A 17,490-nucleotide genomic window follows, 5' to 3' on the forward strand; every position below is an offset into this window, starting at 1 on the left:
ATTAAATAATCCAGATCAAACTCGTTTTCTTTTGAGTATGTAAAGATCTTTTACATATCAAAATTTATAGTGATTTCATTATGTTATTTTTTTGATATAGTCGAAGCCTAAACGGATTTTAGAGAACAGTAATGGATGACTTTTCGCCTTCAGATTTAAAAACAATTTTACACTCCAAGCGTGCCAACATGTATTACCTCGAATATTGTCGGGTAATGCAAAAAGATGGCCGAGTCCTTTATTTAACTGAAGCCAAAAACGAAAACCAGTACTTTAATATCCCAATTGCCAATACCACGGTATTACTTTTAGGTAATGGTACATCAATAACCCAAGCGGCAATGAGAATGCTGGCTCAAGCGGGTGTATTAGTCGGTTTTGCTGGTGGCGGAGGCACGCCATTACATATGGCATGTGAAGTCGAATGGTTTACGCCTCAAAGTGAATATCGCCCAACCGAATATCTTCACGGTTGGTTACAGTTTTGGTTTGATGATGAAAAACGCCTCAAGGCCGCAAAAACGTTTCAACAAGCGCGGATTCATTATTTACAAAAAGTCTGGCAAAAAGACCGCGATTTAAAAAATGAAGGATTTGAGTTTAATAGCGAACAAATACAAAGTGCATTAAATACCTTTCATATCCGCACTGATGCGGCAAGTAAACAATCAGACTTGCTATTGACCGAAGCCCAGCTCACCAAAGTGCTTTATAAATATGCTGCCAATAATACCAATGCAGCAGAGTTTAAGCGCCAACACCAACCTGATAAAAATAATATCAATAAAGCCAATGACTTTTTAAATCATGGCAACTACTTAGCGTATGGCTTAGCCGCTAGTTGTTTATGGGTACTGGGCATCCCTCATGGCTTTGCGGTTATGCACGGTAAAACACGGCGCGGAGCGTTAGTGTTTGATGTTGCCGATTTAATTAAAGACGCCATCGTGCTGCCTTGGGCGTTTATTTGCGCCAAAGAAAATGCCACCGAACAAGAATTTCGCCAGCAAGTATTGCAAGCCTTTACCGACCATAAAGCACTCGACTTTATGTTCGATACAGTAAAGGGAATTGCCTTACAAGATTATTCAACACATGACATTGAGGCACAAAACCTATGATGGTCACGTTTGTCTCACAATGCGAAAAAAACGCACTTTCGAAAACCCGCAGGGTACTCGATGCCTTTGCCAACCGAATTGGCGATAACACATGGCAAACATTAATCACCGAAGATGGCTTACTCACCGTTAAAAAAATGCTCCGTAAAACCGCCAGCCGCAGCACTGCTGTCAGTTGCCATTGGATCAGAAGTCGCTCACGTAGTCAGTTATTGTGGGTTGTAGGAAACAGATTGAAATTTAATGAACAAGGCATAGTGCCAGTGAATAGAACAGAAAAAGAGGTTTATATGGATGTCATAACCGACAAACCTAAATCTGGCGTACTTTATGCCAATACAAAGTTACAGCCCTTGGCAGAGCATTTGTTTGCGGTAGGTTATTTTGCCGAGCAATTACATAAAAATTTATTTCCTGATAGCCCACAATTTTCGATGGTGAATTTTGTTGCGGGGTGTTTACATGATGTAGGTAAGATAGATCCAAAATTTCAAGAGTGGGTTACTAATCCCAAAAAGAAAAGTTTTATTGCTGATGATGGTCAACATATTGATGATTCAAAATTTAGTTTTGAAAAACATCCACGCCACAATGAAGTGTCGCTATTGCTTTATCATCTTTTAGATAGCGTAGAATTAAAAATAATCAACCCAAGCAATAAAGAATCCATTAAACATGCTATTTATTGGCATCATGCGAAGCCATATCGTAAAGATAAAAGCAGTTTTAGCACCTATAAAGACATTGGCAAAAAACTAATCGCTAACCAAAAAGGTCTGTTACTGAATGATATTTTAGGCCAAGTACATGCCTTACTAAACCAAGTGATGGGGATAGACAAAAAATATCGCTCAGCAACGAGCTCAATTTTGAGTAAAGCTGTAAATAATGAAATAGTTTTAGAACACGAATTTACTATTTCAAGTTCATTGCACACGCCCAGTTATAAAGAATATGAGCTAGAAGAGTCTGTTTCTGCTAATCGTGCTAATGTGAAAATAAACGCATTAAATAATATTGCCCGAGCATGCGTGATCACGGCCGATAGAATCATTTCTACAATGAGTGCGGCAGAATTACACGAAGCTATAATGCAGCAAACTCTTGATGAAAAAGTGAGAGAGCTTCTTGAGGTTGAATCTACTCTTAGTTCAAATATTGAGGCTTGTTTGAGTGCATTTTATCCCAACAGTGAACGCAGCATTAAGCAAAGTGATATTGCCAAACAGTTAACTAACGCTGAAGATGTTGCTGTGTTAGCGGGTACTGCAGGTTGTGGTAAAACCAAAATTGCGTTGGAGTGGGCAAAACTGCAAGGCGCAAAACGAATTATTTGGGTCTGTCCACGAGTGCAAGTCTGCCAAGGCTTGTTTTATGAATTAACCTCAGAGCAATACTTACCGAATAGCACCATCGAAATAAATACCGGCGAGTTTAAATTTCACAACCATTGGGATAACCCGATCCCAGAAGGTGAAAACTTCTCTGGTGATGTTGTAATAACCACCATAGATCAAATTTTAGGCTCTGTGATCAGCCACACCAATGCGAATACCCTTATTGATTTTTTAAACAATCATGTGGTCTTCGATGAGTTCCACGAATACGTAAACATGCCCGCGTTTAACTTGCTATTTGCCGAGTTGATTGCAGCTAAAAAAGTAAAAGAGCAACAAGCGAATACGCTATTGGTCTCAGCAACTCCGCACTATGCGTTTGTTGAAGACTTACTGGGCATTCACCCCGATGACATCATAGAAATGCCATCGTTTAATCAAAGCAATTATCAACTCAATTTTAAAATATTTGACGATACCAAACTTGATAACAGCAACCCATTATTTACTCCGCAAAGTGACTGTACTTTTGTTATTAGTAATATGGCACTCACCGCACAAAATGGTTTTATCACAAATCAACATATTGAAAATGCGGTATTACTGCACTCTAAATTTATCAAAAGTGACAAGCAAAAATGGTTTGAAGAAGTATTTGAATCATACAGACGAGGTGGCACACGTAAATTTGAAGTGCTACGAAGCGGCCCTATTGTTCAGGCGTCATTAAACATCAGTTGTGATTACATGATCGCTGAAATAACAAATGCTGAAGATTGCCTTCAACGTTTAGGGCGACTAGATAGATTTGGTGAAAACGAAAAGGTAAATATTTACACCTTAGCAGTGCCAGAATCTATCGCCGCATCAAAAGGCAATAGCCCTGCATCACGATTTTTAGCTAAGTTGTATGTGCTTAAGTCTGTGCGCGAATGGTATCAGTTTTTATTAAATTCATTACAGGATAAACCATTCAACTTACCTGAAATTTACAGGCTTTATAAAGACTTTCATCATTTAGAAAATACAAAAAAATATATCGAAAGTGATCTAGTGGCTGCACTAAAAGCCAGTGTCATGAAGATAAACGGGAAGATCATCGACCCGATTGTTGTACCACCTAAAAAGAACAAAGAGAAAAAGCGCAGTAAAATTAGTAAAGGCTCATTGCGCGGTGATAACCGTTTTGTGCAAATGGCAGTTGTTGACCTCAGTCAGTCGGAGTATCAATACATTGAACAGTATGCTTATACAATGCCGCTTGATGACGAAAGCGATATTGATAATTTAACCTATTCTACGAATGCTATTTTGGGGTATGGACAAAGTGATAAAGACTTACTTTCACACATGTTCAAAAAACATCACAACATTATGGGGGGCACTAAGTCGTATAACGATAATGCATTATTAAATGAAGCGCGTGACCCTGAATCACCTATTTATTTAAGTTATACCACTAACGATTTGCTACCAGTGGGCGGTGAGAGTGCACGCCACCCTCATGCTATTTATTACGCAGTCTGTGATAAACAACCCATAGGCGCAATGTCAATTAAACAAATTAATCAAACCACAGAAGATGAGGAATAAATTATGGAAAAAGTAACTGGAATTAAAAGTGTTGATTTCAAAATTAAAGCAGTAGGTCATGGCGTTGTGAATTGGAATGGACCAACGACTTTAACGGGTGATAGCGGAAAAACAGTAGATAATCACACACTGCCAAAACTAAGAGGATATTCAAATTTAACGGGGAAAATAAAAGACGAGACAGGTTATAAATATAAAAAAGAGGCAACTGATATCGATTTTAAAAAAACGCCTTTATATATTAGTCAAAACTGTATTCGCCATCATTTATTCAAAGAACAAGCCTTTGATTTGCATTTTGCCGGTGAAAAAAATTTAGAAAAAGTGTTGGCATCCATTACTGGTCTTGTACGAGGTTACGTCGTACCTTCAAGCCAATGCAAAAGAACAAGTCCATTGTTAATGGAGGATTTTGTTGACCAGTTAGGGAATGGCAACTTTGAACAATTTGGTCAAGCGGGTGAACGTGATAGCTCATCATTCTTTTCTAAAACAACGTTTGGGGATACCGAATATTTATCTTATGGTTCAATCAGCATTGAACAATTACAGTTTATCTCGCTAGATAAAAAGTTTGACCGTGCAAGTATGATTATTAAAGAAGGTCAAGGTGAAGAAGTTGCAGCTACCGTTCAAGGTTTTATCAAAGAATTAAACCCATCATTAAACCCAGTAGCTACTTTTCATAGCAACTATGTCCGTAAAGGCACTATTTTCGAAGAAGGAGAGTGCGGAATTTTACTCAATGACGATGCAGTTCAAGCAATCGTTGAGCATACTCTATCCCGCATAGCCGATTTAAGTATCCGCCAAGCCAAAGGTTATATGTATGTTGATGAAATCACTGTTGATTATAATGATAGTCATAAAATGATGCGCATTAAGCGTGATGAATCCGAAATTGTAACCAAGCCAAAATATCAATTCGCTCAATATTTTTACGCAAAATAGGTGGCAATATGAGAATCACCATTGATTATGATTCATGCTGGCGTAATTCGTTTTTAGGCGGTTCTAATAATGAACCATTGCCTAAAAAAGGCAGAGAATTTTTAGGATCTATGACCAGTCTTAAAACAGAGGGAAACTTCAAAGTCTGTGAAAACACATTAGATACAGTCATGGGATTATTAAATCGGTTAATTGGAGATCAACGAAAGCTCTATCAAGCACGCAGTAAAATGTACGAAGGCACTTACTACTTTGAAGATCTAGAAAGTAATGTAACTTTTATAGATAAACCACAGCTGACTAATGAAATGACGTTTATTCGTAATATGAACGGCAGTACAGATCAAAACTCGTTTACAGGAATGATTAAAGTGACTGATCCTGTTTTTACGTCCAATTACTCATCAAAATTTTGGGGGGTATTAAGTTTAGATCTATCTACACTATGCAACTTTATAGTTGATGATGTAATGGAAGAAGAAAGCATTCAACTTGATCCATTGAGTATTATCAGTCGCCTTGAATCTTTGAATAAAGAGAAACCTCTTGAAAATGAAGGTTCGGTTGAGAAGATTGTCGAAACTCTTAGATCTGTTTACCCTGATATCGAATACTTCAATAAAAAAGGGCAAGTAGTTACTATTAGTCTTTACTGTTCAGCTTTGTATCTACAATTGTCGCGTTTAGAAAAGCAATATGATATGTCCTCAGCGAAAACTAAAGTGGGTGGGATAAGTGGAATTTCTAAGCGAGGATTCACTAAAAAGGACTTCATGGATCGTTATACAACTGGACCTAAAAAAACTATTTGGGGAAATCCTTTTATTAAAAAGGAAAAAATAAAAGGGCAAGGGGAAGTCACTTCTATGATGACCAAAGCTAGCGGACAACTTGAAATTATCATTGATGTAGATCGAGAGAAAGGGCTAGAAATTAAAAACCTTATCGAATGCGCTGGTGTATCAAGTTTTTACCTCGGTAAAAAAGGCCTTGCCTATGTTTCAAGTATTCGAGTTTAGGAGAAAGTATGGATTCTTATATTGAAATACAACTAAAACCTGATGCAGAAATGCGTGAAGCAGAACTTAGCAGTAAAGTATTTACCAAGTTTCATAAAGCATTGGTAGGACTAAAAACGAATCAAATAGGTATTAGTTTTCCCCAAGTAAATCTAAAGCTTGGTAGGGTATTTCGTATTCATGGTGATGCAAGTTTGCTTAATGATCTTCAAGGATTGAATTGGTTAGGCCCGCTAAATGGTTATTGCAAACTAAGCGATATTTTAACTGTTCCAGAAAATACTCAACATCGTATTGTTTCTGAAAAAAGAAGTAATTTAAGTAAGGCAAAACTAAGGCGCTTAATTGTCAGAGGTAGTATCGATAAAGAAGGTGAAAAACGTTACAAGGTAAAGATGTTAAGTCAAGGTTTTAATAATCCTTACTTAGATTTGTTTAGCAGCTCAACAGAGCAAATACACCGCAAATTCTTTGAGTTTAGTGAACTCAAATCTGAACCTGTTAATGGTACATTCGATTCTTATGGGTTAAGTAAAGTAGCTACTATACCTTGGTTTTAACCTTTTAATTTTGCTCTTTAAAAATATGACATAAAAACAGTGAGTTACAGCAGGTCAAATTTTATTAGGTTAAATTTAAATTTTTAATCTAATTACCTGTTGTAACTTACTTTTTGCCTGATATTCTATTGTTCACTGCCGCACAGGCAGCTCAGAAATTTTGGAGTTGATTATGAGCAAGCACAAAATCGTTCACTGCCGCACAGGCAGCTCAGAAAGGGCAGTGGCAAAAGTTATGAGTGCGTTGTACGTTCACTGCCGCACAGGCAGCTCAGAAATTTCCAAGATGAGCATAAATTACTAGCGCTAAGTTCACTGCCGCACAGGCAGCTCAGAAAAAACGGATCAAAATCAGGTTTAAATCTAAATAGTTCACTGCCGCACAGGCAGCTCAGAAAATTTTAATACGCTTTTGCAATCATAATGAATAGTTCACTGCCGCACAGGCAGCTCAGAAAACGGCAAAACCGTCGACGTCGTAGCCGTATAAGTTCACTGCCGCACAGGCAGCTCAGAAAGCCGTCCCTGTCCCAAAGAACCGCGCTTGCTTGTTCACTGCCGCACAGGCAGCTCAGAAATTGCTTTTGATAAATTCGCAAGGCCTGATTCAGTTCACTGCCGCACAGGCAGCTCAGAAAAAAATAAAACTAAGGAATAAGACTAAAAACAGGTTCACTGCCGCACAGGCAGCTCAGAAATCGAAATGGATTATAAGACCCAACAAGATTTTGTTCACTGCCGCACAGGCAGCTCAGAAAACTATCTTTGGTTTGTGCAAACTCAGTTATGTGTTCACTGCCGCACAGGCAGCTCAGAAATCTTCTTCTACTACCATACCCAACTCTAAATAGTTCACTGCCGCACAGGCAGCTCAGAAAGTACTCATACCCGTCTTGCTCGGCCGCTGCTAGTTCACTGCCGCACAGGCAGCTCAGAAAACGGTCACAATCCGCTTCAATATCCCAAGCGCGTTCACTGCCGCACAGGCAGCTCAGAAAAAATTCAACAGTAGAATTCATGAAAAAAATACGTTCACTGCCGCACAGGCAGCTCAGAAAATTTACTTACCGCTCGATGACCGAATCTGTGAGTTCACTGCCGCACAGGCAGCTCAGAAATTCAACCCACTGACCATCAACTAAAATTTTAAGTTCACTGCCGCACAGGCAGCTCAGAAATCTGTCAGATATTAGCTTGACGTATTTATTGGGTTCACTGCCGCACAGGCAGCTCAGAAAGCACTAATAACGAAGTGGTAAGCGGTCGTTTAGTTCACTGCCGCACAGGCAGCTCAGAAAAGAATTAAATAATATATCACCTCCTCCATTAGGTTCACTGCCGCACAGGCAGCTCAGAAAAACAGGAGAGAATTTAAGCGCCTTACCTGTCAGTTCACTGCCGCACAGGCAGCTCAGAAAATCAGTTTCACTAGTACCGATGGTGCTACGTAGTTCACTGCCGCACAGGCAGCTCAGAAATTTTATAATCGACCAGCTGACAAGTATACTGAGTTCACTGCCGCACAGGCAGCTCAGAAACGTCGTGCTAAGTAACGTTAACGTTTATATGAGTTCACTGCCGCACAGGCAGCTCAGAAATTGGAAACTGGGTAAAACACGTGTTGTTTTCAGTTCACTGCCGCACAGGCAGCTCAGAAATAAAAAGAGCTTTAGCTAAAAACACAAAAACCGTTCACTGCCGCACAGGCAGCTCAGAAATGTAAAAGTAAATCCGAGCATATCATCAGATTGTTCACTGCCGCACAGGCAGCTCAGAAACACTAACAACCGCACGCATTGCGGAATCTCCAGTTCACTGCCGCACAGGCAGCTCAGAAATTCACCGCATCTTTTAGATAGTTATCAATTAGGTTCACTGCCGCACAGGCAGCTCAGAAAATGAACGGCGGCGAGCATTACGCGTTCCGCGTGTTCACTGCCGCACAGGCAGCTCAGAAAGGGCAGTGGCAAAAGTTATGAGTGCGTTGTACGTTCACTGCCGCACAGGCAGCTCAGAAAGGGCAGTGGCAAAAGTTATGAGTGCGTTGTACGTTCACTGCCGCACAGGCAGCTCAGAAAGGGCAGTGGCAAAAGTTATGAGTGCGTTGTACGTTCACTGCCGCACAGGCAGCTCAGAAAATGAACGGCGGCGAGCATTACGCGTTCCGCGTGTTCACTGCCGCACAGGCAGCTCAGAAAATGAACGGCGGCGAGCATTACGCGTTCCGCGTGTTCACTGCCGCACAGGCAGCTCAGAAAATTGTGAATAACATTGTTTTGTTCATGTGATAGTTCACTGCCGCACAGGCAGCTCAGAAATTTTCTTGCTCGTACTTAGCTTTTTGATGCTCGTTCACTGCCGCACAGGCAGCTCAGAAATATGCGCTCGCGACCGTTAGTAACAGGTTGGTGTTCACTGCCGCACAGGCAGCTCAGAAATAACCGTAAAACGTTGGGGCTTATTTATGTGAGTTCACTGCCGCACAGGCAGCTCAGAAATTAAACCCCAACCATTTGGATCTGACTCTAATGTTCACTGCCGCACAGGCAGCTCAGAAAAATAAGTAATAGAGTTATTGTTCGCTGTCATGGTTCACTGCCGCACAGGCAGCTCAGAAATAAAAATTTATTGGGATCAGCCATAGGGCCACGTTCACTGCCGCACAGGCAGCTCAGAAAAAATCAACAAAGCACAAGCAAACTACGACAAAGTTCACTGCCGCACAGGCAGCTCAGAAAACTCGATGATTTTTTTAAATCTGACGCAACTTGTTCACTGCCGCACAGGCAGCTCAGAAATGTGGCTGCTGAAAAGGACGCCAGCAATTGTTGTTCACTGCCGCACAGGCAGCTCAGAAATGTCATAATCTTACGTTGTGTTGCTAGGTCTCGTTCACTGCCGCACAGGCAGCTCAGAAATGTTTTATCAGCTAAAGCCGTACAAAGTGCGCGTTCACTGCCGCACAGGCAGCTCAGAAAACTAAAAATAGTTAAAGCGCCTCTGCTGTTGTGTTCACTGCCGCACAGGCAGCTCAGAAATCTCCCCGATGAAATTTACGATTTTTTCAGCAGTTCACTGCCGCACAGGCAGCTCAGAAAACATAAGCACCTCTTAGATCGAAAAAGGGGCGGTTCACTGCCGCACAGGCAGCTCAGAAAGTCAACAATCGACACTGTTGTCGGCGCGAACAGTTCACTGCCGCACAGGCAGCTCAGAAAGGTATAAAGTCAAAGTCAAAAGTAAGGTTATTGTTCACTGCCGCACAGGCAGCTCAGAAATTCAGTCGGGTTTAACTCGTAGAGACGGTTTTGTTCACTGCCGCACAGGCAGCTCAGAAAGAAAAATCAGCCTGTCTTTTATATGTATGAGCGTTCACTGCCGCGCAGGCAGCTCAGAAAATGCTTAAATAAACATTGAATCCATTCAGTTCGTTCACTGCCGCACAGGCAGCTCAGAAATAACGGCATTATCGGGTATAAAGTGGCCCGCTGTTCACTGCCGCACAGGCAGCTCAGAAATATAAACACTTGTTCTGCCCCTTCTTCATCCTGTTCACTGCCGCACAGGCAGCTCAGAAAAAGAGCGTCAATCTTAACTAATTTTGACTGATGTTCACTGCCGCACAGGCAGCTCAGAAAACCAAGTGCGCCAAGATAATCAACGTAAACAGGTTCACTGCCGCACAGGCAGCTCAGAAATTGAGATTTTCGAGGGTTTCATTTTCGTCTAGGTTCACTGCCGCACAGGCAGCTCAGAAATAACAACTGTTGCCCTTGGTATAGGGGGTATTGTTCACTGCCGCACAGGCAGCTCAGAAAGCTACAATAAACACTCAATCGAACAATTACATGTTCACTGCCGCACAGGCAGCTCAGAAATCAATCAGAAAAGGCTCTGAATCTGTTGAAATGTTCACTGCCGCACAGGCAGCTCAGAAAGCCTAGGCTCGGCACCGCCGAAACCAAAGAGGGTTCACTGCCGCACAGGCAGCTCAGAAAGATAACTGGCCTCACCAACTCAGCAGGGGCAAGTTCACTGCCGCACAGGCAGCTCAGAAATGAATAACAATATTAAAACCATCAAATACTCGGTTCACTGCCGCACAGGCAGCTCAGAAAATTTTTAGCCATAAAAAACAATGTTGCTGCGGGTTCACTGCCGCACAGGCAGCTCAGAAAGATAACCGACATTGCTAAATTCGAGCTGTTATGTTCACTGCCGCACAGGCAGCTCAGAAAGTCAGGCGTAGTTGCAATGGATGTTAAAATAGGTTCACTGCCGCACAGGCAGCTCAGAAATGCGCTATCGATGCGTTATACCAAAACGCCTGGTTCACTGCCGCACAGGCAGCTCAGAAAGTAACAGCCATTACTAACTCTGTAATCATTTCGTTCACTGCCGCACAGGCAGCTCAGAAAGATAAATCAGCAGGTGTACATAAACGATGGCCGTTCACTGCCGCACAGGCAGCTCAGAAATTAATTGTAAGTTATAAAACGTTGTTTCGTTTGTTCACTGCCGCACAGGCAGCTCAGAAATAAAAATTTATTGGGATCAGCCATAGGGCCACGTTCACTGCCGCACAGGCAGCTCAGAAATAAAAATTTATTGGGATCAGCCATAGGGCCACGTTCACTGCCGCACAGGCAGCTCAGAAATAAAAATTTATTGGGATCAGCCATAGGGCCACGTTCACTGCCGCACAGGCAGCTCAGAAATAAAAATTTATTGGGATCAGCCATAGGGCCACGTTCACTGCCGCACAGGCAGCTCAGAAATGTTCCATGCCGTCCACCTATCAATGGTGAGGGTTCACTGCCGCACAGGCAGCTCAGAAAGGAATTGTTGAGCCAGGTCGATTTATCGACCAGTTCACTGCCGCACAGGCAGCTCAGAAAATTTGTTAATTCGTTTTGCTTGATAAACACAAGTTCACTGCCGCACAGGCAGCTCAGAAAGTTAAAGGGCTAGGCTATGACGATTAAGACGAGTTCACTGCCGCACAGGCAGCTCAGAAAACAATGAATACATCTAGCATAACCATCTTTTCGTTCACTGCCGCACAGGCAGCTCAGAAAGTAAACCGGATAACGCAGCTTTATTGACCTTTGTTCACTGCCGCACAGGCAGCTCAGAAATTATTTCTCTCAGAGAGAGGTGCTGATACATTGTTCACTGCCGCACAGGCAGCTCAGAAAATGATCCCAATCATAGCCGCGCCGCTAGCGAAGTTCACTGCCGCACAGGCAGCTCAGAAATGTAAGTTCTGTCTGGCCGTTTAACTTCTTGAGTTCACTGCCGCACAGGCAGCTCAGAAATGATTAACTCTGTTAGTTCAGATGGTAGGTGTGTTCACTGCCGCACAGGCAGCTCAGAAATCAGTATTAATGCTGGTTAATGTTTCAGTACGGTTCACTGCCGCACAGGCAGCTCAGAAAGTTATTGAAGCCAGTTCTAAAGGCAATAATCCGTTCACTGCCGCACAGGCAGCTCAGAAATTTTCGTTATTAGTGCACGGCCACGCTTAAGCGTTCACTGCCGCACAGGCAGCTCAGAAATCAACAAGGCTGGTTGTGTTTGTATCTATCTGGTTCACTGCCGCACAGGCAGCTCAGAAAGTTCAACTTCACTTTAATTGATGTTTGACCGTGTTCACTGCCGCACAGGCAGCTCAGAAATTGTTTCATAGCGATCACCGAAATTCTCTAAGGTTCACTGCCGCACAGGCAGCTCAGAAATGTAGGTATCAAGTCTTGGCTCTCTAGTGTTATGTTCACTGCCGCACAGGCAGCTCAGAAATGATGCTAACATAGAGAAAGTGGCTTTAGCTGGTTCACTGCCACACAGGCAGCTCAGAAAAGAAGGTGCTAATTATGGCGTGATGGACTGGCGTTCACTGCCACACAGGCAGCTCAGAAATTTTAACGCTTTACGCGCAATGCTTTTAGACTGTTCACTGCCACACAGGCAGCTTAGAAATTAATTTTATCGGAACGTGCTTTAGCCCATGCCCATAGCGAAAAGCACCAAGCCAACCACACTGCATTGCAGTTGAATGAGTACGCCAAGTTAAGCGAGTGGATAAACGACCCCGCTACGCAAGTGCTGTGGGAGTTTGAGCGCAGCGAGCTGTTGTTTGTAAAACGACTCGGTGAGGGATCAATCAAGGTTGTTGTGCGTTATCAAGGGAAAAGGGTTGATCTGGACTTATTAATCAATGCGCTGAAAGTCAAAACCAAAACCATCGAGAGCGGTATAAATGGAGGCTTGTATGAAGTATGGCGGTAGGGCGAGAATCGAACTCACATCACTGTTAAACAGCCCCTTACCAATCGGGGTACACCACCGCCTGACTAATTATTGCCCACAACCAAGGTGATTGCAATATGACCACTCAAATTGAGATCCTTACCCAAGGCAATGCCGCTGAGGTACTGGCGGCCATTGCTGATAAATTTAATGATCTGAGTGAGCCAATGGGCGCGGTTGCTGCGGTAAAAACCGGACACTCATAAATATCTCATTGATATAATTAGTGTTGTCGTATTTAAAACAAGCAAAAACCAAAGGAAAAAGAAAGACCAGTGACTGTTTGGCAGCCTGTTACGCATATTTCAATTGATAGTAACGCCCACCAAATTATTGCTGCTCGGCTTAACGCATTAAAAAGAAAACGTTATTTTTTGGTGTGTATTGAGTGCGGTTTTAGGCATGTAGTAGGCCACATGCATGACGCTGATATTTGCCAAGGCTGTGCAAGCAACAAGCATGGCGTGATGTATTAATTTTAACTTTAACTCTAACTACAAGGAATATGTAATGACTGATCACAATAAAAGTTCACACGAGCAGGGTGATAACCCAAAAACTATTACGCAAAACGCAGCGCTAACACCCGCTCAAATTTACTTAAGAGAACTAGAAGCAGGGCGCGATAGTGAAGAGCGCAAGCAGGCATGGACGCAAATGTTGGCGCAAGCCGCCAAAGCGGCAGATCAAGTTGAAGAATAATGCGTGTACGCAAGTGCCGCTCACTCGCATTTGACATTTAAACGCATTGTTTAAACTTATCTTATTTAATTCAATGTGTTGATGTGTGCGTAATTGCGGCTTTGGAAAATGAGAATGTACGATTTTATTTAAACTGGGTTACTCAGGCTGTTTTGCCAACCTGTTTATTAGTAGATTTTCCGCTAAAACACGGCCATGTAAGGCGAATATTGGCCGCATTTATCATACTCTTTAAAAGAAAGTGCGATTTTTTAATTAACACATTGAATTGATTAAGCATTATTTTTATCTGCAAGGTAACGAACTAACTTGCGTCTATCTTTTAAAATGGCTTCTAATCCTAGTGGTAATAAATGCTGGTGCCATTTCAAAAGTGCTTGGTATTTTTGCTGCTCTGCATGGGTAAAAATGTACGCAGAATTAAGCGCTGACAGCTTATGGTTAATCAGTTGTTCGCCAATAAAGTGGTCGATGCCAAGCTCAGTTAAGTTAGTACGCATGAGTTTGCGTAAATCATGGGATGAGTAGCCTTGTTTGGCGTGATAGCTCACTTGCTTGCCAGCTAAGTTAATATCGATATGGTCTTTTGCATGGCTTGAACTTGCAAAGCACCATAGTTTTTGTTGTTTGCGGTATTTGTAATGTAGGCGGTAGCTTTCAAATACTTCTTCGGCGATATCGGTGATTGGTAGCTGGTGGGCTTGCTTGGTTTTGGTGTGTTCAGCAGGGATATACCATTTTTTATTGCGGATTTTTACATCGTGCCAACGCATTTTGCAGGTCTCACCTAAGCGCGTACCAAACAGTAACATGGTCAACATTATTTGCTGGATAGTGTGTGGGGCGGCATGAATATCTGCGAGCACTTGTTCAAGCTGGTTTGTGCTTAAGCGACTTAGTTTTGCCTTTATTTTGCTGGTGGTGAAGTTGGCAAATTGCACCCCTTCGAGCACAGGGTGGTTAATAACCCCAGCGCTAAAGGCGAGTTGGCATGCTTGTTTTAAATGTTGAAATATTTTGTGTACCGTACTTGGTGAAAGTTTGCCAAGTAGTGGTGTTATTAATAGTTGATTGATATGAGCACGGTTAAGCTCTTTGACTGATTGCGACGCTAAACAGGGTAACAGGTGAGTCTGCACGCTGTTGCGAATACTGGTTTTAGTCGCTTGGCTTAAGCCGTATTGTTGCTGTTTATGTTTTAAAAACCATGTTAATAATTCCGTGACTGTTTTTGCTCTGATACTACTGAGTTGGTTTAGTTCGATGCCTTCGGCATGTTTTTGGTAATACGTTTTTTCTAATTCGAATGCCATATTTTTAGCTTCAGCAACCGAAAGTATTGGGTAGTGGCCTAATTACCAATTGGAGGCCTGCGCCATCAGAAAGGCTGTATTCCTTTTCGAGCGCTTTAGCTTGTTTAATTTGCTTGTCGTTTAATGGTTTTACTGTTTTAGCCATATTTTCTTAGTACCATGCTTTAGAAGCCTTTAGATATAAGGGCTGAGTTGATTTTGGTACCACAATATTTTGTCGATAGGTGCATGTGGTACCAAGCATGGTACTAAAAACACTGGCTATTAGTTAACGTTATAGGATTTAAAAAGACATAAAAAAACCCGCAAGGCTTGATTTCTCTAGCGTTGCGGGCCTTTGTAGGTTTGTAAAAAACCTGTATGTGGTGGAGCTGGGGGGATTTGAACCCCCGTCCGGAAAGCGTCGACCTTCGGTCCTACATGTTTAGTATCGTCTATTAGTTAACCTTTGAATCTCGGACGAACACGATAAGCAAAGGCGAGGCCGCTTAGTTTTAACGCTTCAACCCCGGCCAGGGTTTCCGTCGCGATCAGGTGTTAGGGTGACACTCCAAAATCCAGTCCACAAGAATACATGGGAGGAGCGCTAGCGGCCTAAGCTGCTAGAGAGTAAGAATCGTCGTTTGCGATTACTTTAAATGCGGCTTTTTTACGAGGCAAACCGCACCTCGACATGCACCTAAGGCTTCTTGAATTCCGTCGAATCCTAATCAGCCCCTGAATAAATTCAGTTAGATGTTGTCACATTTTTTATTAAACTATTAATGTGACTCGACGGCGCAAGTATAACGCACAATTTCTTTAGCACACAAGTAATTAAGTGATGCAAACCACTTTAACGGAAATAAAAATGATTAAATGTCGAAAAAACAGGCTATCTGGTTACTGGGTTATTCAATAAGGGAAGAAAGCAGCTATTTAGCTGCTTTTTTAAGGAGTATTAAAATGATTGCACTACTTTGACGCTACCATCTGCTGCCCCTGCAGAAATAAATCCAATCGTACTTGGATTTGACGCAACCAAACTAATGACTTCAGCATCGTTAGCGACTTCTTTAGGTGGTGTGCCTTTACCGGTAAAAACGAGTTTGGACCAATAGGCTTTGAGTTGACTTGAAGATTTTTTCAACGCTTTTTCGTTAAACTCGTCGGCAATTGGATTACCTGAATCAAGCGCAATTGCAATAATTTTACTACCGTCATCAAAAGATTTAACTTTGCCGGTATATATTTTCGCAATTGCATCTGCGTCAAGAGCATTGTTGTTTGATGGGTGGACGATTACCGCTACATCAGCAAATGTGAGCATTGAAGTGCATGTTAAGCTAACCGCAAGTGTCAGTTGTTTAATATTCATGTTGAAGCTCCCATTAAAAGACAAGATCTACGCCAAATGTCAGTGATTTACTGTCGCCAGCTACCGCAAGACTATATGAGTTGTCTTTCACAATATCGTATTGAATTTTGAATGCGGCTGATGAATGAAAGTCCCAACGTAAACCAATTGATGTGGTATTGTGATCTTCGCCATCTTCACCGTCTTGACTAAAATCAGCATAAGAAATGTAAGGTGTAATGCCATCAAATCGATAACCCATGCTCAACATCCAAGTATCGAGATTGCCACCTAGATCAAGGCGATTGAGTTCAGACAAAATAAACAAATTGCCAAAATCAGCATTCATTGCTAGACCATAAAATTTACCATCGCGGTAATCTTTACCGTCCCAAATGACTTTTTCACCTGCTGCATTATAACGTTCGTTTGTGTACATCATGTGCGTGGCACGGATTTCGAGCCAATCGTTACTGACCGTGACTACTCCACCTAAAATATCTTTCCAGATCTCGCGAGTTTGTTCTTTAAAGAAAAACTCAGAAAGTAATTTATTATTTTCATCGTCTTCACGACCACCATAAATATTAGCTGATAAAGACCAATCACCAATTGAGCCGTTGTAGAGTAAGTTTATGCCGTTGTAGTTAAATATTTGCCATGTATAGTTATCTGCAGGTGGTCGCATCCACACATAAGCATAACCAACATCATAAAAATCAGAATAGTAAAACAGCGGTAAACGTTTTTTACCTGCTTGTACTGTCCAACTATCATTTATTTCGTAAGAAATATAAGCCCATTCGAAAGTAGCATCAAAATTTTCGGCCCCACGAGCCACGATTTGAGCGGTAGCCGAAAGACCATCTGATAAATCTGCTTTAACTTGAAGCCCAAAAAGGGATTCTGGTTCGAAGCTAAATTCATCTGTATAGGCGCTAACAATTGGGTAATCTGCTAAAAATGTAGGTGGTACATCGTATTGTGGTACACCATCTCCACTTAACACTTTACCGGCGTTAACGCTGGCAAAACCTGTGATATTGACTTCAGCATGCAGCGATGTAGAAAGGGCTGCAAGCACTGCGAGTGCGAGAGTTGTCTTCATATTTTATCCCCGATTTAGATAATATGGCTTGCTTTACGCATTTTGAAGTATAGTCATTATTGGTAAAAATCGAGTAAATTGATAAAAATATTAGAATTATTATAGTAATAGTGGGCTAATAAACTACATTTAAATGTATTA

General features: G+C 41.8%; 12 protein-coding genes, 1 other RNA gene and 1 CRISPR repeat array. Of the genes, 9 read left to right on the forward strand and 4 right to left on the reverse strand.

From position 1 onward, the window contains the following. The first annotated feature begins 131 nt into the window (after positions 1–131). From cas1f to PTUN_RS05355, 9 genes are all read left to right on the forward strand, one after another. Positions 132–1,121: a type I-F CRISPR-associated endonuclease Cas1f gene (gene cas1f, locus PTUN_RS05325; protein WP_009838674.1), complete on the forward strand. Its 990-nt coding sequence runs from the start codon at positions 132–134 to the stop codon at positions 1,119–1,121. After that, positions 1,118–4,051, forward strand: a complete 2,934-nt coding sequence (locus PTUN_RS05330; RefSeq protein ID WP_009838675.1) for a CRISPR-associated endonuclease Cas3'' — start codon at positions 1,118–1,120, stop codon at positions 4,049–4,051. The genes cas1f and PTUN_RS05330 overlap by 4 nt, the downstream gene beginning before the upstream one ends. Positions 4,052–4,054: 3 nt before the next feature. Continuing rightward, a complete protein-coding gene (gene cas7fv, locus PTUN_RS05335) occupies positions 4,055–5,002 on the forward strand; it encodes a type I-Fv CRISPR-associated protein Cas7fv (protein WP_009838676.1) in 948 nt (315 codons plus the stop codon). Between the two features lie 8 nt (positions 5,003–5,010). After that, positions 5,011–6,021, forward strand: a complete 1,011-nt coding sequence (gene cas5fv, locus PTUN_RS05340; RefSeq protein WP_009838677.1) for a type I-Fv CRISPR-associated protein Cas5fv — start codon at positions 5,011–5,013, stop codon at positions 6,019–6,021. Positions 6,022–6,029: 8 nt separating this feature from the next. Further along, positions 6,030–6,581 carry a type I-F CRISPR-associated endoribonuclease Cas6/Csy4 gene (gene cas6f / locus PTUN_RS05345; RefSeq protein ID WP_009838678.1) on the forward strand — a complete coding sequence of 184 codons (552 nt, stop codon included), beginning with the start codon at positions 6,030–6,032 and terminating at the stop codon, positions 6,579–6,581. 130 nt (positions 6,582–6,711) lie between these two features. Then, a CRISPR array of direct repeats spans positions 6,712–12,560; the repeat unit is 28 nt; unit sequence GTTCACTGCCGCACAGGCAGCTCAGAAA. 72 nt (positions 12,561–12,632) lie between these two features. Further along, entirely contained in the window at positions 12,633–12,869 is a 237-nt protein-coding gene (locus PTUN_RS21710; protein WP_069358440.1) for a hypothetical protein, read from the forward strand. A 98-nt stretch (positions 12,870–12,967) separates the two neighbouring features. Further along, on the forward strand, positions 12,968–13,096 hold the full coding sequence (locus PTUN_RS22395; protein WP_009838688.1) for a hypothetical protein: 129 nt from the start codon (positions 12,968–12,970) through the stop codon (positions 13,094–13,096). A 69-nt stretch (positions 13,097–13,165) separates the two neighbouring features. Then, on the forward strand, positions 13,166–13,366 hold the full coding sequence (locus tag PTUN_RS05350; RefSeq protein ID WP_009838689.1) for a hypothetical protein: 201 nt from the start codon (positions 13,166–13,168) through the stop codon (positions 13,364–13,366). Between the two features lie 34 nt (positions 13,367–13,400). Further along, entirely contained in the window at positions 13,401–13,592 is a 192-nt protein-coding gene (locus PTUN_RS05355) for a hypothetical protein (RefSeq protein WP_009838690.1), read from the forward strand. A gap of 272 nt (positions 13,593–13,864) precedes the next feature. Here the strand turns inward: PTUN_RS05355 and PTUN_RS05360 are convergent, their stop codons facing one another. From PTUN_RS05360 to PTUN_RS05380, 4 genes are all read right to left on the reverse strand, one after another. Continuing rightward, the gene (locus PTUN_RS05360) at positions 13,865–14,905 is read right to left on the reverse strand and encodes a site-specific integrase (protein WP_009838692.1); all 1,041 of its coding nucleotides are present in this window, start codon (positions 14,903–14,905) and stop codon (positions 13,865–13,867) included. Between the two features lie 363 nt (positions 14,906–15,268). After that, positions 15,269–15,623: a transfer-messenger RNA gene (gene ssrA, locus PTUN_RS05370) on the reverse strand. Positions 15,624–15,845: 222 nt separating this feature from the next. Beyond that, positions 15,846–16,262 (reverse strand): type 2 periplasmic-binding domain-containing protein, encoded by a 417-nt coding sequence (locus PTUN_RS05375; RefSeq protein WP_009838694.1) that lies wholly within the window; start codon positions 16,260–16,262, stop codon positions 15,846–15,848. 13 nt (positions 16,263–16,275) lie between these two features. Further along, a complete protein-coding gene (locus PTUN_RS05380; RefSeq protein WP_009838695.1) occupies positions 16,276–17,349 on the reverse strand; it encodes a porin in 1,074 nt (357 codons plus the stop codon). Positions 17,350–17,490 lie beyond the last annotated feature (141 nt).

Origin of the sequence: Pseudoalteromonas tunicata (genome assembly GCF_002310815.1) — a bacterium.
Classification (GTDB): Bacteria; Pseudomonadota; Gammaproteobacteria; order Enterobacterales; family Alteromonadaceae; genus Pseudoalteromonas; species Pseudoalteromonas tunicata.